Origin of the sequence: Odoribacter splanchnicus DSM 20712, assembly GCF_000190535.1 — a bacterium.
Classification (GTDB): Bacteria; Bacteroidota; Bacteroidia; order Bacteroidales; family Marinifilaceae; genus Odoribacter; species Odoribacter splanchnicus.
The window spans coordinates 1933158-1957078 of record NC_015160.1 but is presented as its reverse complement, the minus strand read 5'-3'; the positions used below and the strand labels follow the sequence as shown (position 1 = coordinate 1957078).

Genomic DNA, 23921 nt, shown 5'->3' with positions numbered 1-23921 from the left:
AAATAGGGTGCCACTTTTGACACCCTATTTAAAATGCTTCGCCCGAAGATTATTGTTTCGGTTTGAAAATCAGATCGACAACATCGGCACCCTTGAAAAGAGACTGAGCAAATTTCTGAATGTCTTTGGGTTGCAGTTTATCGACAATGTGATCGAAGTTTTTCGGATCGTTCGGATTCACACCACTGATATAATAAGAAGTAATACAATTCATCCAATAGCTGTTGTGGTTTTTGGATTGTTCGTGGTTTTTCTTCATATTGGCGATCACTTTATTCATTTCTTCCGGAGTCGGAGCTTCTTTCATGATTTTATCCAATTCGGCATAAATCAACGATTTCAGATGTTGTGCCTTGTCCGGATCACAATCGAAGCTCATCGTCATGCTATAGTTGGAGTAAGGCTCGCGTACAGAACCGGCCTGAACACCTACACCGTAAGTTCCTCCTTCTTTTTCCCGGATATTTTCGGTATATCTTAAATCCAGGATTCCTTCCAGAATATTATTACAGATATTGTTGTAAACACTGTATTTCATATCTTTAGAGAAATTTGTGATCACGCTCGATTTCGGGGTAGTCAGTTCCAATTCGATTTCTTTTACCGTTTTGCCTTTCGGACCTCTTACATGGTTGTCGCGCCAGGTTTCTTTCCGGTTTTCAGATTTTAATGAACCGATGTATTTTTCTACCAATGGTTTTACCGTTTCTGTATCGATATTACCTACGATGAAGAAGGTGAAATCGCTGGCATCTTTAATCCGGTCGCGATAAACCTGTTCGATCTTTTCGATACTGATCTGATCCAGGTATTTTTCGTTGAAGAGCAGAGTACGCGGATTGTAGTTACTCATGATCAGACTAATCGAATCTTTCATGATTTTCTGCGGATTCTTCTCCATATTGGCGATAGAGGCCCTGTTGCGGCTCATCATAGCTTCATGGGCTTCCTTGTCGAAACGGGGTTTTTCGAAACGCAGATACAACAATTGAAGCATGGTTTCGAAATCCTGAGGTGTAGAGCTACCGCTGACAGATTCCGACAAACCGTTGATAGAAACTCCGCAGAAAGCCATCTTCCCGGTCAGGATTTTTCTTAAAGTGGTTGCATCGAAATCTCCTAAACCGTAAGCTCCTACAAATGCAGCAGCGTTATTGGCGGAAGGAAGCATGTCTATATCGTAAAGTGAAGTTCCTCCTTTGCTGTAAGAAGTCAGTGATACGGCATCTTTTTCGTAATCTGCTTTACGGAAGACTACTTTCGCTCCATTGGCCAGTGTCCATTCTTCTGCATCGAATAAGGGAAGTTTCTTGGTAGAAACGATTTTTGAACCCGGTAATTCTTCGCTGATCAATGTTGCATCGGTTACTTCGTCGCGATAGGGTTCTATCTCTTTTTTAGCAACCTTATCCATAATAGCGGTTACTTCTTCCCGGGTCAGGTGCTTGGCATTCTCTGACGGACCGGAAACGACTACTGTACGGTTTTTATCGGTATTCCACTCTTTAGCCCGTGCAGATACCTCTTCTACGGTAATGGTCGGAATAATTTGTTTGACAGCATTGTAATAGAAATCGAAATCTACGATCGGTTCCTGTTCCAGGAAATTCGCTTGCATTTCCCCGATATAACTTTCGTTACCGGTTTTGTCTTTTTCTTTATAAGCCGATTCCAGGCCGACCAGCATATTGGTTTTTACCCGTTCCAGTTCACTCGGGGTGAAACCGAACCGCCGGATTCTTTCATTTTCGGTTAAGATGGCTTCCAGGGCAACGTCTTCTTCGTTGGGTTTGGCCGTTGTGTTGATGTTATAAGCATTATAACCTCTCACAAAACCATCGAATCCGAAACCTCCGTTGATAAAGGGAGGATTACCTTTCTGCATCATTTCGCTGATCCGTGCTCCGGCCATCTGATTGTAGAAAGAGTTGATTATGTTATCTTTAAAATAAGCCAATTTATTCTTTTCTGTTGCCGGAGTACCGGGTAACAGGGTCACGATCTGAATAGAAGATTGCTGTACTTCTTTGTCGGTTGCCAGGCAATAATACATCTCGTCGTGTTCGGGAATTTCGTAGAAAGGACGGGGAGTCGGATTTTCTACAGCAGGGATTTTACTGAACAATTCTTTTACTTTTTGTTCCATTTTAGCTACATCGAAATCGCCGACGATTGCTATGGCTTCCAGGTCTGTCCGGTACCATTCATGATAAAAATCACGGATAGTCTGGTATTTGAAATTTTTGATTACATCTAAATTACCGATAACGTCCCGAATGGCGTATTTTGAATCTTTGAAAAGTACCGGGAACATCTGTTTTTGAATCCGGAATTGCGGTGTCCGGCGGGTTCTCCATTCTTCGGTGATCACTCCGCGCTCAGCATCGATTTCGTCGTCTTCCAGGGTAAGATAGTAAGACCAGTCGTGCAGAATCAACAGGCAGGTGTCTAACAGAGATTCGCTGTTTGTCGGTACATCGCTCAGATTGTAGACCGTTTCATTTTGTGCAGTGTAAGCATTGATGTTACGGCCGAAAGAAACTCCGTGCTTTTCCAGAGAGGTGATGATACCTTTCCCAGGGAAATTCTTGGTTCCCTGAAAGGCCATGTGTTCCAGGAAGTGGGCCAGACCGTCTTGTTCATCGTTTTCGAGCAGGGCTCCGGCATTACGTATGATGTAGAAACTCGCTCTGCCTTTGGGTTCTTCATTGTGACGCAGGTAATACACTATACCGTTGGGGAGCTTTCCCGTTACAATATTCGGATCTTGAGGAAGCGGGGCCTGAAGATCGACCTGTGCAAAACTTCCTTGCAGGAATAATAAACAGGAAAATGTAATTAAAATAAATAGTCTTTTCATAGTTAAATTTTTATGATTCGAAACAAAAGTAGCTTTATTTACGATCAAATATAAATACAATAAGGGATTTAACTTAAATTTAATAAGGGACCGCTATTCCTGTAAAAAGCTCAGATTGAGCATAAACAATATTTTAACATATCATACTTATGAGAGACTCTGTTTCTTTTTTGCATCGGGTATCCGCCTGGACTGAAAAAGTCGGAATGACAGATGACGAAAGCACTCTAATAAAAATGGCGATAACGATTACCGTTGCCATTCTGATTTATATTATTTCCAGGAAATGGCTCTCCAAACTCTTGAAAAAAGTTGTAGGAAAGACCAAAAGTACTTGGGACGATATCCTCTACGATCAGGGTTTTTTCCGAAAATTGGCTTCCCTGATCCCTCCTTTTACAGCTTATATCGTTCTCACTTTTATTACCTGGGAATATAAATATGTCCTTCGGCGCCTGGTAGATATCTGGTTGATTATCGTTACCCTGTTTATCATTACTTCTTTATTGAATGCGATCAACAAAATTTATGAGAGCTATCCGGTTTCGAAAAATCGTCCGATTACTTTTTTTATCCAGTTGATCAAGGTGTTTTTGTATACGGTTGTGGTGATTACCGTCGTCAGTGTGCTGGTGAATAAATCGCCGGAACACCTGATTGTCGGTTTGAGTGCTTTTGCCGCGGTGCTGCTTTTGATCTTCAAGGATTCGATCCTGGGATTCGTTGCCGGAATCCAGCTGACTTCCAATAATATGATCCGCATCGGCGACTGGATTCAGATGGATAAGAATAATGCCAATGGAGTTGTGTTGGAAGTGAATCTGTACACCGTCAAAGTGCAGAATTGGGATATGACTATTTCGATGGTACCCACTTATCAGTTGGTGTCGGAATCTTTCACCAACTGGCGGGGAATGCAGGAATCGCCGGGACGGAGAATTATGCGGAGTATCAATATCGATATCGATTCGGTTCATTTTTTGAGTCATGACGAAGTCGTAAAATTTGCTTCTTCGGCCTTCCTGAAAGATTATATCGATCAGATGGTCGCTAAACTGGGAGATATCAATAAAGATAAAATTACGATTCTGGATGAGCGTAAGCTGACCAATATCGGTATATTCCGTTATTATATGGATGCATGGATCGAAGCTAATCCCGATATCAATACGAATATGACACATATGGTCCGCCAATTACAACCCGGCCCGACCGGTATGCCCATCCAGATTTATTGCTTCTCGGCTATTCAGGAGTGGGTGACCTATGAAAAAGTCCAGGCCGATATTTTCGACCATATCATGGCGGTATTACCCGAATTCGGACTGAAAGTGTTCGAATATAAATCCATGTATGTGGGTGGGGAAAACCAATCGTGATTAACTGCGTATACGGCAGTTCGGGTTATCTGTTGTGACGACTAAAAAGGCGGTTTCGGTCACGGCTCTTTTAACTGAAAAAAACATGTCCGATAAAGAGAATAATTATAAAATACACCGTTTTATTCAATATACCTAATTAGAAATAGTGTATCGAAGAATAGTTGCATAGCCATATTCTTCGATACTATAATCAATTATTAATGTAAAAATATAAAAGAAAAAAGAAAGAAGCCAAAATCATCAGTATTAATTGGTACTTTTTTCTTTCTTTAATATAATAATACCATTCTTCGGGTAATTTTCTTTATCAAATTGGAAAGAATGGAAAAGGGCCGGGGGAATATGTCAACTTGCAATCTTCTGTTCAAATAAAAAAAATTCTTCTTTTGATATTATCGATCTCAATGGAGCCAAATATTTAAATTACTCTCCCGATAACGGAGTGAATATAGAACAACCTCTCCCTGTCAGAGTAGAAGGTTATCCTGAAGTGTGGCTTAACGATACATTGCTTTTGATGAGTTATAAACGATCGGTCATTGCGACATTGATTTTTTTGTTGTAATTTTGGAAGCTAAAAAATCGGGGCATGGCTAAAGAAAAAGTAAGACTTTGGGATCGTCTGAAATATAAATATAAACTTTCTGTCATTAACGAGACTTCTTATGAGGAGGTGTTCAATTTCAGATTGTCCCAGTTGCATGTATTGACTGCATTGAGTGTGCTGGCGGTAATTTTGGTCGTTCTGACCATTTTATTGATAGCTTTCACCGACTTGCGGGAATTTATTCCTGGCTATCCGGATGGAAATATGCGGCAGATGATCGCCCAAAATGCGCTCCGGGTAGATTCGCTGGAGAATGAATTGCTGAAGAGAGACCGCTTTTTCAAATCCATCCGGTTGGTTTTGAATGGGGGAGATACCACTTCCCTCGAACGTTCGCGGGAGGATACGGCGCGCTACCGGAACGATACCATCCGATTTCAGATCAGCGAACAGGAAAATGAATTCCGGGCTGCTATCGAAGAGCGTGAACGCTTTAATCTATCGCTGGGAATGAAAGAACAAAACCACGATTATTATCATTTTTTCCCGCCTGTGGAAGGAATTGTAACCCAAAGCTTCGATGAGAAGAAACGGCATTACGGCACTGATATTGTGGCGAAAGCCAATGCTAAGGTGGCTGCGGTATTGGATGGGGTCGTGATTTTTACCGATTGGACGGTGAAGACCGGATATGTGATCCAGGTGCAACATACCAACGACCTGATTTCTGTATACAAACACAATTCTATCCTATTGAAAAAACAGGGAGATTATGTCAGGGCCGGAGAGGTCCTGGGGGTAGTGGGAAATACCGGAGAGGAGTCCAGCGGCCCCCATTTGCATTTTGAATTGTGGCGGGCAGGTAATCCGCTCAACCCGGAGAATTTTATTAAGTTTAAATAAAGAATCGGTAACCGGAAGTTGTTTCGGCAATTTCGGTTTGGAAGAATGAATATATGAGAAAGATTGCGATATTAGGTTCGACAGGATCGATCGGAACACAGACGCTGGAAGTGGTGGAAGCCAATCCCGAACGGTTCAGTGTCGAAGTGCTGACAGCCAATAATCATGTCGATTTATTGATCGAACAGGCATTGAAATTCCACCCGGATAGTGTGGTGATTGCCAATGAGGAGAAATATCCGCTTCTGCGCGATGCCTTACAACATGAAGATATAAAAGTATTTGCCGGAGCCGATGCGCTTGCCCAGATCGTGACTTTTGCAGACGTCGATCTGGTGGTGACAGCTTTAGTCGGATACAGCGGTTTAATCCCGACGGTAAATGCCATTAAAGCCGGAAAAAATATTGCTTTGGCTAACAAAGAGACTCTGGTCGTAGCCGGAGAATTGGTCAACGAATCGGTCGCAGAACATCGGGTAGCTATTCTGCCTGTCGATTCGGAACATTCTGCCATCTTCCAGTGTTTGGCCGGAGAGAGCCGGAGTAAAGCCGAAAAACTGATTTTGACCGCTTCCGGAGGTCCTTTCCGGGGAAAAGACCGGGCTTTTTTGGAAAAGGTGACTCCTGCCGATGCTTTGAAACACCCTAACTGGCATATGGGTGCTAAGGTGACGATCGATTCGGCTTCTATGATGAACAAAGGGTTTGAAGTGATCGAAGCCAAATGGTTGTTCGGCATGAAACCCGAACAAATCGAAGTGGTGGTGCATCCCCAATCTATCGTTCATTCGATGGTGCAGTTTACGGATGGCTGCGTGAAAGCCCAGCTCGGAGTGCCGGATATGCGGCTGCCGATTCAGTATGCCCTGACTTTCCCCGAACGGACTACAGCTGATTTCGGACGTTTGGATTTCAAGGTATGTCATTCCCTGACTTTCGAACAGCCTGACGAGAAAACCTTTCGTAACCTTGGATTGGCTTACGAGGCTATGCGGCAAGGCGGAAACATGCCCTGTATCCTGAATGCGGCCAATGAAGTCGCTGTGGCTGCCTTCCTGCAAGGGCGCCTGTCTTTCACCGGTATGTCCGATCTGATCGAAAAAACAATGCAACAAGTAGATTTCCTGAAGAAACCGACTTTGGAGGATTATATGGAAACCGATCGCCTGACCCGTGAAATCGCCAGGAAAAATGTATCCCCCAAAATACCTCCTCTATAGCTTTCTAGCTTATAGTCTTTTAACTTTAACCTTTTACTTTTTACCTCATATCATGGATATTTTTATAAAAATAGTACAATTTGTCTTGAGTCTTTCTATCCTGGTTTTGTTCCACGAATTCGGACACTTTTTGTTTGCGAAGTTGTTTAAGACCCGGGTAGAAAAGTTTTATATGTTTTTTAATCCCTGGTTCTCTTTATTTAAATTTAAAAAGGGAGAGACCGAGTATGGAGTCGGTTGGTTGCCGTTGGGTGGATATGTGAAGATCGCCGGAATGATCGATGAATCGATGGATACCGAGCAGATGAAACAACCGGCTCAGCCTTGGGAATTCCGGGCTAAACCGGCCTGGCAACGCTTGCTGATTATGTTGGGCGGGGTATTGGTGAACGTCTTACTGGCTTTTGTCATTTATATCGGCATCCTATTCACCTGGGGGGAGACCTATCTTCCTGCAAAAAACGTCACTTACGGAGTGGTATGCGACAGCGTCTTCAAAAATATCGGAATGCGAAACGGTGATATTATCGTTGCTCTCGACAATAAAGAAGTGGTCCGTTTTGACGATGTGCTTCCCGAAATATTGTTCAATCGTTCCAAGACTATTCAGGTATTGCGCAATGGAGAGCAAGTTTCTCTGGATATTCCGGATGACTTTATTGCTACGCTGCTGGAATTATCGTCCAAGAGTTTCAAGCTGAATCCGCTGCTCACTCCCCGTATCCCGGTCGATGGAATCGAGATACAGGACTTCGGGGATTATTCTGTGGCTTATGATGCAGGTATGCGAAAAGGGGATAAGATTCTGTCTGTCAACGGACACACTTTTCGTTTCTACGATGAATTTTCGGATTTGCTCGCCGCCAATAAAGGAAAGCGGGTGGAAACGACCGTATTGCGGGGAACGGATACATTGTCTTATGCTTTTGCTTTGGGGGAAGACGGAAAATTCGGTTTTTATCCTTTGCTGACTGCCAATGCCTATGAATTGGCGACTCAGAAATATACACTGGCAGAAGCAATTCCTGCCGGAATCGAGATGGGGATCGGACAACTCGGTTCTTACGTGAAACAGCTGAAATTACTCTTTTCTCAGGGAGATACCGCTTATAAGTCGGTCGGTGGGATGGCTTCGATCGCCAACATTTTCCCGGGGTATTGGAATTGGCATTCTTTCTGGGAACTGACCGCTTTGATCTCGATCATGCTGGCCGTCGTGAATATTCTGCCTATTCCGGCTTTGGACGGAGGACATGTCTTGTTCCTGTTGTATGAAGTGGTTACCCGTCGTAAACCGGGAGAGAAATTTATGGAGTATGCTCAGATTACAGGCATGATTTTTATCTTCGGCTTATTTATTCTGGCTAATGTAAATGATATAATTAAATTTTTCGGGTAATGAAAGATCAGATTGAAGAATTCAGAGCTTACCGGGCCAAAATGAACGAGAGGATTCTGGCAGCCGATAATAAAGTGATCAAAAGAATCTACAATATCGATACCAATACTTATATGGAAGGGGCACTCTCCTCCAAGGTAAAGGAGATGTTGGGACTGGCCACTTCCATGGTTTTGAGATGTGACGATTGCATCAAGTATCATTTGGAAAAATGTTATGAACAAGGGGTGACTACTCCCGAATTGTTCGAAGTTTTTGCTGTGGCCGACGTGGTGGGGGGGACTATCGTTATCCCTCATTTGAGAAGAGCTGTCGAATATTGGGAGCTGTTGCAGGCTCAAACCGGCCCGGAGGTCGAAAACGAAAAATAAAGCATGAGGTATAACGGTTCTTCCTTTTCGATGAGAACGGAAAGCTGATAGAACGTCTGTATTATTATCTGGACTGCCGGCGGGGAAGTATGATTCTGGATTATATCGGTTCGGATTTGTATAAAGATATGGTGTGGAGTGATTATGTCAGGATGAGGTCGAAAGAATGCCTGTGATCGGGTTGGTTGATAAAGCTCATTTCAAAATTCAGACAAAAATGAAATTATTGGGTATATTATTTTTGCTTTGTGTGCTGACGATGCCTGTTGTGGCACAGGATCATTGCCGGATTATGTTTTATAATGTAGAGAATTTATTCGATACCGCCGATGATCCCTCGACTGCCGACGATGAGTTCACTCCCCGGGGAAAGAAACATTGGACGAAGGCTAAATACACGGATAAATTATTGAAAATCGCAGAAGTGATCGATAGCGTGGGAGATAAAGAACTGCCTTGTATCGTCGGTTTGGCGGAAGTGGAAAATCGCTGGGTATTGGAAGATTTAACGCAGAAAACGGCTTTGGCCGACGGGAATTACGGAATTGTTCATCAGGATTCTCCCGACCGCCGGGGTATCGATGTTGCTTTGCTTTACCGGAAAGATTGTTTCGAACTTTTAGAAACCGATTTCTTGCGCTTGTCATTTCCCGAAGATACCACCATCCGTACCCGGGATATTTTGTATGCTTCCGGGGTGTTGGATTCGGATACCCTTCATTTTTTTGTCTGTCATTTCCCTTCGATGATCGGTGGAGAGAAGCAAAGCGAGTGGCGCAGAGAACGGGCAGCTTCGACGGTACGGCATAAAGTCGATTCATTATTGGCTGTTCAGTCCCGCGCCGGTATTGTAATCATGGGCGATCTGAACGGGAAAGCAAATACCCCGGCACAAAAGGTGTTGGGTACCAAAAGTTCCGATAAAAAACCGAGGTGTAAAGATTTATATAATACAGGCTATTATTTATTGAAAAAGAATTACGGCAGTTACCGTTACAAAGGCAACTGGCAGACCATCGACCACCTGATTCTTTCGGGAGCTTTACTGGATGGGCACTCTGTCTGGAAAGCCGATCGGCGGCTTACTGTTTTTTCAGCTTCTTTTCTACTGGAAGAAGATAAAACTTATTTCGGATACAAACCTTGTCCTACTTACCGGGGACCGCGTTATGTCGGTGGATATAGCGACCATTTACCGATATATATCGATTTGAAAAAATGATTTCTTTTTCTATTTTTGCCGCGCAAAATTCATAACAATAGATATGGACGATTATCATCAAAAGTATTAATCTGAACAAAGGTTTTCTCAGGCCTTTGTTCGTAACGAATGGAGGGTTTTATATGAGAAAATTTTTATGTTGCAGGGATAATTTTGCTGAAAAGCAGGCCTGGCAAAAATACTGTTGGGTGAATATCGAAATGCCGACCGAGGAAGATACGCTCTACCTTACTCGTGATTTGAAGATTCCTTCTGCATTTTTATCCGATATCCGGGATGTCGACGAACGTCCCCGTATCGAAACGGAAGATGGCTGGACCTTGATGATTCTGCGCATTCCCTACCGGGATGAGGGAAACGATATACCCTATATCACCGTTCCTTTGGGAATTATCATGAAAGCCGATTATTTCGTGACGATCTGTCACCATGCAACGGATATGCTGCCCGATTTTATCCGGTATATGCAGCGTAAGAAATTGCCGATCGATGGGAGTTGGGATCTGTTGTTCAGATTGTTTTTGTCTTCCTCCGTGTGGTATCTCAAATATTTGAAACAGATCAATAACCAAAGCCGGGCCGTTGAAAAAGAATTGGAAAGATCGATTCAGAATGCCGAATTGCAACGGTTGCTGAAAATCGAAAAATCATTGGTGTTTTTTATTACCTCTTTGAGAGGAAATGACAACCTGCTGGTGAAATTGAAGAATTTAAAAAGCCAACGGGAATTTTTCGATCCCGATCTGGTAGAAGATGTGGAGATCGAACTGCGGCAGGCTCAGGACACCGCCCGAATCTATAGTGATATCCTGAGCGGTACGATGGATGCCTTTGCTTCGGTTATTTCCAACAATCTGAACGTAATCATGAAGCGTATGACCGCTATTTCCCTGCTTTTGATGATTCCGACATTGATTGCCAGTTTATATGGTATGAATGTTCACAATGGATTGGAAGACAGCCATTATGGACTGTTTGTCATCGCTATTATATCGGTTGCTTTTTCTATATTGAGTTATTGGATGTTCAGGAGAAAAAACTGGCTTTAACAAAGTGTTAACATTTTGAGGGATAAACTCCCGGAAGTTTTGTTTGTCTAAACCTCAAAACAGTTATTTTTATTGAAAAAAGAACTGAAAAAGGTGGCTTACAATTTTTAGATCGTTTAGCAAGTTCGTAAAGTCTGTCAGGTTTGTAAAAGTTCTGAATCCTGCGGGCATTTTTTACGGTTGTCGGTGGGACCGACCGGAATCTCCGGTTCCGTTAAAAAGGTGCACATAGACTTTATGGACTTTTAGCGATGAAAGGGCAACTTTATGAACTTTATAAACTAAAAAGGGTTGATTTATTGGATGAAATATGAATAAATACGTAAAGAGATCATTACAGATCGGGATTCCGCTGGCTTTGGCGGCTTGGATTATAATCCCCCGGATAGGTGGAGATGGGGTGCAATCAAAACAAAATACACCAGGTAACATGGGGAAAGGTAGACTTCCGGTAACGGGGATTATTGCTAAGAATTCCGTTGTGGCTGCCGGATTTCCGGTGAATGGTTCTTTGTTGGCAAACGAAGAGGTCGATTTGGTAGCAGAGATCGTGGGAAAAGTCAGAAAGATTTACTTTCAGGAAGGGGTGGCCGTTAAAAAGGGACAGCTGCTATTAAAAGTAGACGATGCCGATTTGCAGGCTCAGTTGACCCGGGCGGAGTTTCAGAAAAAATTACTGGCCGAGAAGCTCGAACGGCAACGGATTCTTTTGAAGCGCGAATCGATCAGCCGTGAAGCCTTCGATCAGTTACAAACCGATTATAATATGCTCGAAGCGGATATCGAACTGCTGAAAGTGAAAATCAGCCGTACCGAAATCCGGGCTCCGTTCGACGGGGTAATGGGGTTCCGGTATGTCAGTGAAGGTAGTTATGTGCAGCCCAGCTCACAAATTGCCCGGATCGTAGACAACTCTACCCTGAAATATGAGTTCAATATTCCGGAGAAATATGCCGATAATAATTTGAAAGGGCAGGAAGTATTTTTTAAAGTGACCGGAAATGATAAACTCTATTCGGCCAAGGTTTATGCTGTAGATCCTTTTATCGACGTGAAAACCCGTATGATTCTTCTACGGGCTCGTTTCCGGAATACAAACGGGGAGTTGATGCCCGGTATGTTTGCTAAAGGAAATCTGGTGGTGGGTGGAAAAACTGAATTCATTGCCGTACCGACAGAAGCCGTCGTGCCCGAAATGGACGGAAAAAGAATGTGGATCGTGAAAAATGGAAAAGCCTTAAGTGTACCTGTCGAAACAGAAAGCCGCGATGAGAAAAATGTAGAGGTGACTTCCGGTATCAGTGTCGGAGATACCATACTCACCGGTGGGTTGATGCAACTCAGAGATGGGATGGCAGTGGAGGTGAAGATGAAAAGGTAAAAGCTAAAGGCTAGAGGCAGGGGAGAAGGTAAAAAGGAGAAGGGATTCTGAGATTTGACAATTTAGTGATTCGATGATGTAATAATGAATAACTTAATAAACTCACAAACTCTGCAACTTAGTAACTCTATTAACTCAGCAACTCAGTAACTCTATAAACTCAGTAACTCTATAAACTCAGTAACTCTATAAACTCAGTAACTCTATAAACTCAGTAACTCTATAAACTCAGTAACTCTATAAACTCAATAACTCAGCAACTCTATAACAAATGAGCTTATCGTCAACATGTATAAAGCGACCGGTATTTGCAACGGTGATGAACATCATTATGATGTTGGTCGGTTGTATCGGTCTGGTATTTTTGGGGGTACGTGACTATCCCAGTGTCGATCCGCCTATTATTTCGGTATCGACCAGTTTTCCAGGTGCTAATGCCGATGTAATCGAGACGCAGATTACCGAGCCTTTGGAGTCGGCTATCAACGGAATCCCGGGGATTCGTTCGTTGACCAGCCAGAGTAGGGACGGACGGAGTAATATAACGGTAGAGTTCGAGTTGGAGGTCGACCTGGAGACGGCTGCTAACGATGTCCGGGATAAAGTTTCCGGAGCGATGCGCCGTTTGCCGAAAGACGTGGATCCTCCGACCGTAAGTAAGGCGGATGCCGATGCTCAGCCGATCTTTGCGGTTTCGTTGCGGAGTGACCAGCGGTCATTGATCGACCTGAGTATGTATGCCGATCAGTACTATAAGGAACGCTTGCAGACGATCTCAGGAGTGAGTAGTGTCTCCATCTGGGGAGAAAAAAGATATTCCGTACGGATGCGGATGGATCCGTCTTTGCTGGCTGCTTATGGAATCACTCCTATGGACGTGAGGAATGCTGTGACTCAGGAAAATGTGGAATTGCCTTCCGGACGGATCGAGGGAGAAAATACCGAACTGACTATCCGTACCTTGGGACGACTGATGACGATCGAGGATTTTAATAATCTGGTCATCAAAGAGGAGGGCGATAAAGTCATTCGTTTCCGGGATATCGGTATTGCAGAAGTAGACGCCGAAGATACCCGTTCGATTATGAAGCGGAATGGGGTGCCGATGGTGGCTTGTGCCATCATTCCTCAGCCGGGAGCCAATTATATCGATATTGTCGACCGGGCGTATGAAGTGATGGCCGATTTGCAAAAAGACTTGCCTGATGACGTCGAAGCCGGAATTGCTTTCGATAATACGGTCTTTATCCGCAATTCGATCAATGAAGTGAAAGACACGATCGTGGAGGCTTTTATTCTGGTAGTGTTGATTATCTTCCTGTTTTTACGGAATTGGCGGACGACATTGATTCCCGTATTGGCTATCCCCATCTCTTTGGTCGGTGCTTTTTTTGTGATGTATCTGGCCGGATTTACCATAAATATTCTGACCTTGCTGGCGATTGTGCTGGCGATCGGTCTGGTAGTCGACGATGCGATTGTGGTGATGGAGAATATCTATACGAAGATCGAACAGGGAATGTCTCCGCTCGAAGCCGGTTTCAAGGGGTCGAATGAGATCTTCTTTGCAGTTATCGCTACCACTATAGCCTTGGTGGCTGTGTTTTTCCCGATTGTCTTTTTGCAGGGGACGACCGGGCGGTTGTTCCGGGAATTCAGTATCGTGATTACCGGGGCGGTCATTATTTCTTCATTTGTCGCACTGACTTTTACCCCGATGATTTCCACCAAGTTGCTTATCCGCAATGTCACCGATAACTGGTTTTACCGTACGACAGAACCTTTCTTCGACGGTATGGTCGATTACTACCGCCGGGCATTGGAAGGTTTTATGAAATACCGGTGGATCGCTCCTTTGATACTGATCGGTTCGGGCGTGGTGATCTGGTTATTGTGGCAGGCTATTCCTTCGGAAATGGCTCCCCTCGAAGACCGTTCGAATATCCGGATCACCTCTACGGCTCCGGAAGGCGCTACGTTCGAGTATATGAGCCGATATGCCGATGAGTTGAGTAGTTATATCGAACAAGAGGTCCCTGAACAGGAAAAGATAATCGAAATGATCGGTGGGGGAAATACCAATCGTTCCAACTTGAACCTTTGGTTGGTAGATCCCGAAGAACGGGGACGTACCCAACAGGAGATTGCCGATGAATTGGGAGTACAGGTACGTAATTTTACCGGAGCCCGGACGATGGTTTCACAACAGCAGACTTTTGGCGGACGTCGCGGAGGCTTGCCGGTAGAATACGTTATTCAGGCCAAGAACCTCGACGACCTGAAACGGGTATTGCCCCGCTTTATGGATGAAGTGAATAAAAGTCCGGTATTCTCGGTGGCCGATTTGAACCTTAAATTTACCAAACCCGAATTGACCATCAATATCGACCGGGATAAAGCTGCCGTATTGGGCGTTTCTATGCAGAATATTGCAGAGACCTTACAGCTGACCATGAGTGAACAGCGGGTCGGTTATTTCATCCTGAACGGGAAGCAATATCAGATATTGAGTCAGATCGACCGCGAAAACCGGAATAAACCCTCTGATTTACAGAATATCTATGTGCGGAATAATAATGGTGAATTGATTGCGTTGGACAATCTGGTGACGACTTCCGAGAGTTCTATGCCTCCGCAATTGTATCGCTACGACCGTTTTGTGGCCGCTACGGTTTCGGCTGGATTGGCTAAACGAAAAACGATATCAGAGGGATTGGCTGAAATGGACCGGATTGCTGCCGATGTGTTAGACGATAATTTTAAGACGACACTTTCCGGTAGTTCGAAGGATTTTGTGGAAAGTTCGTCCAGTCTGATGTTTGCTTTTGTATTGGCATTGATATTCATTTACCTGGTTTTATCGGCTCAGTTCGAGAGTTTCCGGGATCCCCTGATCATCATGTTTACTGTGCCTTTGGCGTTGATCGGGGCGATGGTGTCCTTGTGGTATTTCGATCAGACTATGAATATTTTCAGCCAGATCGGTGTAATCATGTTGATCGGGCTGGTGTCGAAGAACGGTATTCTGATTGTAGAGTTTGCCAACCAGCGGAAAGCGATGGGTGAACCGATGCTGATAGCTGTGAAAAATGCTGCTGTCGCTCGTTTCCGGCCGATTCTGATGACGAGTTTGTCGACGGTTTTGGGTATTCTTCCGATGGCTATCGCTACCGGTGCCGGTGCTGAAAGCCGGGTGGCTATGGGGATCGCCGTTGTCGGTGGGATGGTATGTGCTACTTTCTTGTCCTTGTTCGTGATTCCGGCGATTTATTCTTATCTGTCGACAGAAAAGGTGAACGTGATCGGGGAAGAGCATAAAGAGTAAAGAATTTTTTGATTATGATTATGGGAAAATATAGTTTACTATTCTTCATCGTTTGTTTTTTATTTTTTATTCCAGGGTTTTCTTCTGCCCAGGTTAAAATTACATTGGATAGTTGTATCGCCCGGGCGTTGGAATCGAATTATTCGATCAAAATTATCCGCAATCAACAACGGCAGGCTGAAAATAACCTGAATTACGGGCCTTTTCTTCCGACTATCGGTATCGATGCTGCCCAGAAACAATCGATTACCGATAGTAAAGTGGTCTCCGACGGAGAAGACAGAAGGGCCGATAATTCCCGTTCGGATGCTTTGAGTGCCGGAGTTTCTCTCAACTGGCGTTTGTTCGACGGTATGGAAATGTTTATGACTCACAATCGTTATGCCGAAATGCTGGCGATCGGCGAACTGAACACCAAGGCAGCTGTCGAGAACCTGATCGTCGAAGTAAGTTCTTATTATTACGATGTTGTACGTCAGCACAGTAAGCTCGAAGCTGCACGGCATTCTTTGGAGTTGTCGAGTGCCCGTTATGCCGAGGCCCGTGATAAATATGTGATCGGAGTATTGTCGGGTTTGGAGGCCCAACAGGCAAAGCTCGATTTAAATGCCGACAGTTCGAATTATATGAAAGAAAAAGAATTGTTGAAAAGTGCTTATATTTCACTGAATACTATCATGAATACCGATCTGCAAAAACATATGTACGTAGATGATTCTATCCGGCTGCATATGCCTTTGCAATATCAGGATTTGTTGACCGATCTGTTGCAATACAATACGACCCTGCAAATCGGACGCCGGGACCGGAAAGTCTCTGAATTGGACATGAAGATCGCCCGGGCCGCTTTGTTCCCTAAATTGGATTTCGATGCCGGATATAACTACAACCGCACCAAATCTCCGGCCTCGGTCACTTCCCTCAACCGTTCGAACGGTCCGTATTGGGGTTTTTCCCTGAGTGTGGATATTTTTAACCGATTGGAAAACCGGAGGAAGATCAGAAATGCGAAATTGGATATGGAAAATGCCGCCCTTTCTTATCAGGAAGCGGAACAGCAGGTAAAAGCCGATTTGGCACAGCTCTACAATACCTACGAGAATAACCTGCAGATCGTAAGCTTTGAGGAAGAAAGCGAACGGGTTGCTTTCGATAACCTCGATGCGGCACTCGAAAAGTATAAATTGGGAACCTTGCCGGGAATCGAATTCAGGGAATTTCAGCGCAGTTATATCGATGCCGTCGACCGTAAAGTTTCTGCCCTCTACCAGGCAAAAATCTCCGAGCTGTCGTTGTTGCTCATTAGCGGGAAAATATTGGAGTAATGCCTGTTTTATTTGAATGACTTGAAATGAAAAATGTTTTTCGGATCAAAAAATATTGTATCTTTGCTCAACTAGTAATAACTTAAAAAAAATTGTCCATGTGTCGAGTTTTAATTATCGGTGCCGGAGGCGTTGGTACCGTTGTTGCGCATAAAGTTGCAAAGAATAAGGTTTTTACCGATATTATGCTGGCCAGCCGCACCAAATCGAAATGCGACGAGATTGCTGCAGCCGTAGGGGGTAATCGTATTCAGACCGCTCAGGTGGATGCAGATCATGTTGAGGAATTGACCGGACTTATGCGTTCATTCAAGCCGGATATTGTGATTAATGTTGCTCTTCCTTATCAGGACCTGACGATTATGGAAGCTTGTCTGGAAGCCGGAGTGAACTATTTGGATACGGCTAATTACGAGCCTAAAGATGAAGCACATTTCGAATATAGCTGGCAATGGGCATACCATGAACGCTTTAAAGAAAAAGGATTGACCGCTATTCTGGGATGTGGATTCGATCCGGGCGTATCGGCGATCTTTACCGCTTATGCTGCCAAACATCACTTCGATGAAATTCAATATCTGGATATCGTAGATTGTAATGCCGGAAATCACGGAATGGCTTTTGCTACCAACTTCAATCCGGAAATCAATATTCGGGAGATCACCCAAAACGGACGTTTTTATGAAAACGGACAATGGGTCAAGACAGGACCGCTCGAAATTCATAAGACCTTGACTTATCCGAATATCGGGGAAAGAGAGTCTTATCTGTTGTACCATGAGGAACTGGAATCTCTGGTCAAGAATTTTCCGACCATCAAACGGGCTCGTTTCTGGATGACCTTCGGACAGGAATACCTGACCCATTTGCGGGTGATTCAGAATATCGGTATGGCTCGTATCGACGAGGTGGAATTTAACGGAGTGAAGATCGTACCTTTGCAATTCCTGAAAGCCGTATTGCCCGATCCGAAATCCTTAGGCCACAACTATCATGGCGAGACTTCGATCGGTTGCCGCATTAAAGGGCTCAAAGACGGCAAAGAACATACTTATTATATTTATAACAATTGTGACCACGAAGCTGCTTTCAAAGAAACCGGTACACAGGCTGTCAGCTACACCACCGGTGTTCCGGCTGCCCTGGGAGCCGCGATGTTTGCAAAAGGACTTTGGAAAGGCGCAGGAGTGTATAATGTGGAACAATTCGATCCGGATCCATTCCTGGCAGAATTAGGAGAACAAGGATTGCCTTGGGTTGAAAAATTCGATATCGACCTGGAAGTATGATCGATAAGGATACGATTCTGAGCAACTGGGATTTATCCACTGTCCCCTCTCCTTGCTATGTATTGCATGAAACCTTGCTGGCAGACAACCTGAGGGTGATCGACAAGGTGAGGAAGGCTACCGGAGCAGAGATTATCGTAGCTTTGAAGGCCAACGCTATGTGGAGTATTTTTCCGGAACTCAGCAGACATTCGGATGGAGCCACTGCCAGTTCGCTGGCGGAGGCTCGTCTTGTTTTTGAAGAATATGGCGCTCCGGCTCATACTTATGCTCCGGTGTATACCGAAGGAGAGATCGGCGAGATATTGAATTGCAGCAACCACATCACTTTTAATTCGTTGGGACAATACGAGCGTTTCGGACGGCGGGCCCATCGGGCAGGTGTCTCTTGTGGGCTGCGGGTAAACCCGGAATTTTCTACTGTTGAAACCGATTTATACAATCCGGCCAGTCCCACTTCCCGTCTGGGCATATTGGCTGCCGACCTGACTCATTTACCGGAAGGAATCGATGGTTTACATTTTCATTCGTTGTGTGAATCCCGTCCGGATGATTTGAGAGGTACGCTGGCTGCTGTCGAAGAACGATTCGGCCGGTTTTTCCCGCAAATCAAATGGTTGAATATGGGGGGAGGACATTTGATGACTCATAAAGATTACGATGAGGAGGAACTGATTCATATCTTGTGTGATTTTCGTTCGCGTTATCCGCATTTACGGATCATTCTCGAGCCGGGTAGTGCATTTACCTGGGATACCGGTTGTCTGGTGGCCACTGTCGAAGATAAAGTCAGTAACGGAGGTGTCGACACTTTGATGTTGAATGTTTCTTTTGCCTGTCACATGCCCGATTGTCTCGAAATGCCCTATAAGCCGGCTATTTTAGGTACTCACGAACCTGCCGAAGGGGAAAAGCGTTGGCGGATGGGAGGAAACAGTTGTCTGGCCGGTGATTATTACGGAGATTGGGCTTTTGACGGGGGACGTGAGCCCCGGGTCGGAGATCGTATCGTTTTTCGCGATATGATCCATTATACGATGGTCAAAACGACCATGTTCAACGGGGTCACCCATCCTTCCATCGGAATTTGGAATCCTGAGACCGGTTTTCGTCTGGTCCGTAAATTCGGTTACGAAGATTATAAAAACCGGATGTCTTGACAGAAAAATTTTTGCCGAAGAGGTTGCCTGAACGTTTAAATCTCACTTTTGTGGAACTTAAATTCCGGAAAGACTTATTGTGAGGTAGGGTTTATTTTTGCTAGTGTCGGCTGATGCGGTGAAATGGTTGTCATATTGTTACATTATGTAGAGAAAGAGGGCGGGAGTATGGCCTGACGGGAAATGCCTGGTGATTGGTTGCCCGAACGATTTGTTTGAGAAAAAGTGGGATGGAAGAACCGTCCCGGAATCCCTGTTATTCTTCCCGGGATAGGATATAAGCCCGCCATTTTTGTATCAGTTGCTGCATATCGTCCGGGATTTCCGAGTCGAACGACAGGCGTTCACCTGTGGTGGGATGTTCGAATCCCAGGGTTTTCGCATGCAGTGCCTGTCGGGGACAAATTTCGAAGCAGTTGTTGACAAACTGTTTGTACCTGGCAAAGGTGGTACCTTTCAGAATTTCATTTCCCCCGTATTCTTTATCGTTGAAAAGCGGGTGTTTGATATATTTGAAATGAGCACGGATCTGATGGGTTCGGCCGGTTTCCAAAATACATTCAACTACGTTCACATAGCCCAGGCGTTCCAATACCCGGTAATGCGTTACGGCGTGTTTGCCATGACTGCCGTCCGGAAAACAGGCCATGACTTTGCGGTTGGTCAGGTTGCGCCCGATATGTCCGGTGATCGTTCCGGTTTCGTCTTCCAGGTTACCCCAACAAACGGCTACATACTTCCGGTCGGAAGTCTTGTTGAAAAATTGTAATCCCAGATGGGTTTTGGCCTTTTCGGTTTTGGCGATGACCAATAATCCCGACGTGTCCTTATCGATCCGGTGGACTAATCCGGGACGCGGATCGTTATTGTCTTTAAAAAGCGGATTACCTTTCAGGTGCCAGGCCAGAGCGTTCACCAAAGTGCCCGTATAATGCCCGTAGGAGGGATGTACTACCATCCCGGCGGGTTTATTGACTACCATCAGGTCGTCGTCTTCGTAAACGATGTTCAGGGGGATATTTTCCGGTATGATCTCGATTTCCCGACGGGGATAGGCCATGACGACCGATACGATATCTTTGGGTTTTACCTTATAACTCGATTTGACAGCCTTCCCGTTTACCAGAATATTTCCGGCATCGGCAGCTTCCTGAATTTTTGTGCGGGAAGCATTCGGCAGACGTGACATCAGAAATTTATCCACCCGGAGCAGATTCTGGCCATTATCCGCTTCGATCCGGTGGTGTTCGTACATTTCGGATGCTTGTCCTTCCTCTTCTTCTTCCAATAATTCTTCCTCTTCTTCAAATTCGGGCATAGGATGCTGTTTTAGTTCACGTTTTTATTCGGTAACCATCAAGGAGTCGAGTGCTGCAATTTTATCTTTTTCCAGGGTGATATGCAGGTTGACATAAGTACCTCCTTCGACTGTCGTCTCGCCCAAAGGATCCTGTTCGTAGATGACAGCCGAGTAGGCATCGTTTTTACTCTTTATACTGGCATCCGGGAGTACTTCGCCGAGATTCAGGTAAGATTTACGAAGGATATCCAGGGCTTCCTGCAGATTTTTCCCGGTCAGTTGCGGGAGAACGACTGTATTCCTTCCATTTCCACTTCCTAACACGATATCGATAACGGCTCCTTTGGTCAATAAGCTCCCTGGAACGATATTTTCTCCGTCATGTTTAAGATCCAATACCAGATTATGAAATTCAGACGGGGCATATTCGATATGACCGATTTTGAATCCCCGGCTGGTCAGGGTTTGCAGTGTCTGCCGGTAAGCAGCATTCTGCAGGTTCGGGAAAACCACTTTTTCAGGGTTATGGGCATTGATGATCAGATGGATCAGACGGTTTTCTTTAACGTGTGCTCCGGCTACCGGTGATTGTTCGAGCACGACTCCCGGTTTGGCCGCATCGTCATACAGGGAGTCGGTCACCACAACAGTTAAATGAGCATGCCGGGCTACCGCGTGTGCTTCCTCCACTGTCAAATCGTTAAAGGCAGGAACCGGAATAAATTGTCCGTGTTGGGTATAACTCTCCAGATGGGATAGAACAAAATAACCTATCACACAAACGAGAAGAATGGCTGCTAACAGATTCAGCAGGTAAAAGGTGAGTCTTGCCGGAAATTTTTTCATCGGTTACAATTTGGTTTATGGCCTTTGTTGTGAAAGCCTGGGTTCATCAACTTGCAAAAATAGCGCAGATTTTTAAATTATCTACTATTTTTTCTAAATTTGCTGCTTATTAATAGGAATAGCTATGCTAAAATTATTATTTCTGTTTTTGCTTTTATGGTCTTGCGGTCAGGTAATCGGGCAAGGGACTGCGGTAACAAAGTCCAACGATATCGTTGTGATTCGGGGAAAGAGTTATTATTTGCATACCGTGCAACCCGGTCAGACTTTGTATTCGATATGTAAGGCATACGGAGCGAACATCGACGAGGTAAAGAGTTTAAATGATAAGAAAGATAATGCGTTGAGTTTATACGAGGTATTGAAAGTGCCTTATACCGATCCTTTTGTGCAACAGGACGACAAATTTTATTATCACAAAGTGGTTAAAGGAGAGACTTTCTATTCCATCGCCCGGCTTTATAAGATAAAACCGAAACGTTTATTGAAATTCAATGAAGGATATGCCCAGAATCAACCCCTGGCGGTAGGAGCTGTGGTGAAGTTGCCTTTGGCTGAAATCGATCTTTCTGTATTGGGTGAAGAAGAAATCGAAGCTTCGGTGGGAAAAAAGCAGGAGATTCGCCCTGAGCGTCCGGTTCGAAACGAGAGCGTGAAAAAAGTGGAAGAAGCGTCCGTGACCGATATCCTGCAAAATGCCCTGATGCAAAAAAACGAAAAAACGGAACAAGAACCGGAAAAAGAGACTACGACTGTTATCGGGGCTACCGATAAAATGGAGATTCCGGATTATATCTCCGAAGTAGTGATGCCTGTCGATCCTTTTGTGAAGGTGGCTTTACTGCTCCCTTTTTCTGCAAAAGATTATCCTGTATTTGTCGATACGCTGGTGGAAAAAATGCCGGTACAGATTTCTGCCCGCTCCGAGCAATTTATTTCTTTTTATGAAGGGGTATTGCTGGCGGTGGACAGCTTGAAAAATCAAGGATACAAAGTTAACCTGAAGGTTTTCGATACCGAACGGAGTGCAGAGAAAATGTATACTATGGTCGATGAAATCGACCGGTTTCATCCCGACCTGATCATCGGTCCGGTATATGGCTCGGTGTATAAGGCCTTAATGGATGATTTAACGAATAAAAATATCCCGGTCATTTATCCCTTATCTTCCCGAAGTGAAGAATTTGGCGTGTATCCTGATTTTATCCAGGTCAACCCTTCTATGAAAGCACTGACTGTTGCGATGAGTGATTGGTTGCGCGAAGAAGCGGAAGAAGCGAATCTGGTTTGTCTGAATCTGACAGGGAACGAGGTCAGTCATTCGGACCTGGAAGATATTCGCTTGTTTAAGGAGTATATGCATCGGATCGGCAGTATGAATTTTTATGATTGGAATACTTCGGCAGTTCCGTTGGATGGATTGCGTTTGCAATTGTTGCCCGACCGGGAAAATATAATCATTCTGCCTACTACGAAAGAAGCTGAAGTCAGTAAGATATTACCGGTATTATCGGCTTTAACGGATGGTTATCGGATTACCGTCGTCGGCTTCCCGGAATGGCAGGCCTTTACTTCGGTAGATCATGAGACTTATTTCAAACTGAATACGAAGATCTTTACCTATAGTTATGTGGACAATACCACGGAGCCTGCCAAACGGTTTGCCTTAAAATACCGGAAATATTTTTATACCGAACCGAATAATCTGGCCTATAAGGCTTTCGATATGAGTCTTTATTTTATTGAATTGGCGGCAAAATACCGGGACCGGACACTGGATGCACTTGAATTTTATCCGCGTAACGGTGATTTTTCGCGTTTTTATTTTCAAAAGATGGAAGGTCAAGCCGGTAAAGAAAATCAGGGTTTTTATATCGTCAATTTTGGATCCGACTACCGATTGAAAATAGAGTCCCTATAAGCGTAACTTGTCAGCATGATCTGCGATATAAATAAGCAGACCTAAAGCATAAAGTTATGGCAAAATTCGAAGACATCATTCAGGGAAATACTCTTGTGTTCGTAGATTTTTTCGCTACCTGGTGCGGACCTTGTAAAATGATGCATCCCGTATTGGAAGACCTGAAAAAGCAGTTGGTAAATTCCTATCAGGTACAGGCGGTACCGACATTGATGTTATTCAAAGCAGGTAAAATGGTTTGGCGGCAGAGTGGGGCGATGCAAGCAACACAAATTCGTCAAGTGATTGAAAAACACCTTTGATTATCAGTGTTTTATGTTTCATCTGTTCGTGATCATCCAAACCGCGAATGTATAAAATTATTTGAATATCCGGTTTTCGGAATGTCAGAAATATCTTTCGTCGGATGAATATTTTTTGA

At 44.3% G+C, this 23921-nt stretch carries 17 protein-coding genes and 1 pseudogene; 15 read left to right on the top strand and 3 right to left on the bottom strand.

Annotated elements, in window-relative coordinates:
* Positions 1-49 precede the first annotated feature (49 nt).
* Positions 50-2860: a M16 family metallopeptidase gene (locus ODOSP_RS08205; RefSeq protein WP_013611877.1), complete on the bottom strand. Its 2811-nt coding sequence runs from the start codon at positions 2858-2860 to the stop codon at positions 50-52.
* A 149-nt stretch (positions 2861-3009) separates the two neighbouring features.
* Here ODOSP_RS08205 and ODOSP_RS08200 point away from each other — a divergent pair, with 149 nt between their 5' ends.
* From ODOSP_RS08200 to nspC, 13 genes and pseudogenes are all read left to right on the top strand, one after another.
* Complete coding sequence (locus tag ODOSP_RS08200) at positions 3010-4239, top strand: mechanosensitive ion channel family protein (RefSeq protein WP_013611876.1); 1230 nt, start codon at positions 3010-3012, stop codon at positions 4237-4239.
* A gap of 302 nt (positions 4240-4541) precedes the next feature.
* Positions 4542-4664, top strand: a pseudogene (locus ODOSP_RS20520) (hypothetical protein); the annotation flags it as partial.
* 167 nt (positions 4665-4831) lie between these two features.
* On the top strand, positions 4832-5692 hold the full coding sequence (locus tag ODOSP_RS08195) for a peptidoglycan DD-metalloendopeptidase family protein (protein ID WP_013611875.1): 861 nt from the start codon (positions 4832-4834) through the stop codon (positions 5690-5692).
* Between the two features lie 53 nt (positions 5693-5745).
* On the top strand, positions 5746-6912 hold the full coding sequence (locus ODOSP_RS08190) for a 1-deoxy-D-xylulose-5-phosphate reductoisomerase (RefSeq protein ID WP_013611874.1): 1167 nt from the start codon (positions 5746-5748) through the stop codon (positions 6910-6912).
* A gap of 52 nt (positions 6913-6964) precedes the next feature.
* A complete protein-coding gene (gene rseP, locus ODOSP_RS08185; protein ID WP_041556578.1) occupies positions 6965-8311 on the top strand; it encodes an RIP metalloprotease RseP in 1347 nt (448 codons plus the stop codon).
* Positions 8311-8682: a carboxymuconolactone decarboxylase family protein gene (locus tag ODOSP_RS08180; RefSeq protein ID WP_013611872.1), complete on the top strand. Its 372-nt coding sequence runs from the start codon at positions 8311-8313 to the stop codon at positions 8680-8682. The genes rseP and ODOSP_RS08180 overlap by 1 nt, the downstream gene beginning before the upstream one ends.
* A gap of 217 nt (positions 8683-8899) precedes the next feature.
* Positions 8900-9904, top strand: a complete 1005-nt coding sequence (locus ODOSP_RS08175) for an endonuclease/exonuclease/phosphatase family protein (protein WP_148233358.1) — start codon at positions 8900-8902, stop codon at positions 9902-9904.
* A 122-nt stretch (positions 9905-10026) separates the two neighbouring features.
* The gene (locus ODOSP_RS08170; protein ID WP_013611870.1) at positions 10027-10953 is read left to right on the top strand and encodes a magnesium transporter CorA family protein; all 927 of its coding nucleotides are present in this window, start codon (positions 10027-10029) and stop codon (positions 10951-10953) included.
* A gap of 310 nt (positions 10954-11263) precedes the next feature.
* Positions 11264-12334 carry an efflux RND transporter periplasmic adaptor subunit gene (locus ODOSP_RS08165; RefSeq protein WP_013611869.1) on the top strand — a complete coding sequence of 357 codons (1071 nt, stop codon included), beginning with the start codon at positions 11264-11266 and terminating at the stop codon, positions 12332-12334.
* Positions 12335-12605: 271 nt separating this feature from the next.
* Complete coding sequence (locus ODOSP_RS08160) at positions 12606-15659, top strand: efflux RND transporter permease subunit (protein WP_013611868.1); 3054 nt, start codon at positions 12606-12608, stop codon at positions 15657-15659.
* 20 nt (positions 15660-15679) lie between these two features.
* Complete coding sequence (locus tag ODOSP_RS08155; RefSeq protein WP_118107797.1) at positions 15680-16984, top strand: TolC family protein; 1305 nt, start codon at positions 15680-15682, stop codon at positions 16982-16984.
* 98 nt (positions 16985-17082) lie between these two features.
* The gene (locus ODOSP_RS08150; protein ID WP_013611866.1) at positions 17083-18273 is read left to right on the top strand and encodes a saccharopine dehydrogenase family protein; all 1191 of its coding nucleotides are present in this window, start codon (positions 17083-17085) and stop codon (positions 18271-18273) included.
* On the top strand, positions 18270-19433 hold the full coding sequence (gene nspC, locus ODOSP_RS08145; protein ID WP_013611865.1) for a carboxynorspermidine decarboxylase: 1164 nt from the start codon (positions 18270-18272) through the stop codon (positions 19431-19433). The genes ODOSP_RS08150 and nspC overlap by 4 nt, the downstream gene beginning before the upstream one ends.
* 256 nt (positions 19434-19689) lie before the next feature.
* Here the strand turns inward: nspC and ODOSP_RS08140 are convergent, their stop codons facing one another.
* Complete coding sequence (locus tag ODOSP_RS08140) at positions 19690-20751, bottom strand: RluA family pseudouridine synthase (RefSeq protein WP_013611864.1); 1062 nt, start codon at positions 20749-20751, stop codon at positions 19690-19692.
* A gap of 24 nt (positions 20752-20775) precedes the next feature.
* Positions 20776-21579, bottom strand: coding sequence for a PASTA domain-containing protein (locus ODOSP_RS08135; protein WP_013611863.1), 804 nt, complete (start codon positions 21577-21579; stop codon positions 20776-20778).
* Positions 21580-21703: 124 nt separating this feature from the next.
* Between ODOSP_RS08135 and ODOSP_RS08130 the strand changes: the two genes are divergently transcribed.
* A complete protein-coding gene (locus ODOSP_RS08130; protein WP_013611862.1) occupies positions 21704-23500 on the top strand; it encodes a LysM peptidoglycan-binding domain-containing protein in 1797 nt (598 codons plus the stop codon).
* 56 nt (positions 23501-23556) lie between these two features.
* Positions 23557-23802, top strand: a complete 246-nt coding sequence (locus ODOSP_RS08125) for a thioredoxin family protein (protein WP_013611861.1) — start codon at positions 23557-23559, stop codon at positions 23800-23802.
* Positions 23803-23921 lie beyond the last annotated feature (119 nt).